The 1,038-nt window shown below is 51.7% G+C and carries 1 protein-coding gene; it reads right to left on the reverse strand.

Going from position 1 to position 1,038, the window contains the following annotated elements; all coding sequences use genetic code 11:
• The coding region (locus V6D20_23390; protein HEY9818723.1) for a hypothetical protein at positions 1-1,014 on the reverse strand (1,014 nt) is incomplete at its 3' end.
• Positions 1,015-1,038 lie beyond the last annotated feature (24 nt).

Here is a 1,038-nt window from a genome sequence, read left to right on the forward strand (position 1 = left end):
GAGGGTGAGGATTCCTTCGGCCTGTAAGGAGTTGTAGTTGAGGACCGTAGAGCCTTCGAGGCGGTGAAGTTCAATCCCAGCCGATCCCAAATACTCGACCACACTGGCCCAGGCTGCAAGGGTAGAGGATCCTTTAAAGGCAGCGAATGCCTCAGGTCGCTCTTGGGAATACTTCTTAGACAGCAACTCGTGTGCATAGTCAGAACTGGCATACTCATGGATCGTGCTCCGCTGATAGCCAGCGCTGCCAAGCGTGCGACGGATCACCTTCCAAGCTCGAGATCTTGTTGCTCCAGGGAGGTGCAGAATTTCTTTTGGTCTAGTTTGGCTCAGAAGCGTTTCGAAGCTGGAGAGGTGTTCATCATCGTTGAAATGGCCAAGCATCCACAACGACGTGGATACATCGACCAGGCAAAACCCAATGTCAACTGTGGATGCTTGCTTGTTCTCTTCTTCAATGAAGAGGAGAAGCCAGGCGGGCAAGTAGTCCTTAATCAGCTTGTCGTCCGTCAACGTACCAGCTGTCAGGACTTGGCCCACTCGCCTGTCTTCAGTCTTCTTTCCAGCGTTTTTCTTGGCAGCCTTGGCAGTATTTGTAACAGCTGTAGTGGCCTGCTCGATCCGCATTACCTTGTAGCCAGCAGCCACAAACTTTTGAGCCCAGCGGTCGTAATGTGAGCGATTGACGCCAACACTCCTAAGCTTGGGATTGTACTGAAGTCCAAACAGGCGATGCCCTAGGTCTGCATCATGCTCGAATATGTTGAAAAAGTCGCCCTGCTGGTAGAAGATAATCTTGTCAAAGTGCTTCCTTTTGATGCTCCAGTACTGCTTTTTGGCCTCGGTTAGCTGCTGAAACCCCGCTTCAGGGATACGAATATTAGAGGGGTCGAAATCCTTATCATCAGGACTGCAGCCGTTGACATCTTGGGGATTAGCTGGGGTAAGGCTTGCCTCGAATATCAGCGATCCACTTGGGACGAGTGTCAGCCAGCAGCTCGTCCTTGGCTGCATTCGAGTTCAGCTTGCTACTCGGCC

The sequence above is a fragment of the Candidatus Obscuribacterales bacterium genome, assembly GCA_036703605.1.
In the GTDB taxonomy this organism is placed as follows: Bacteria; Cyanobacteriota; Cyanobacteriia; order RECH01; family RECH01; genus RECH01.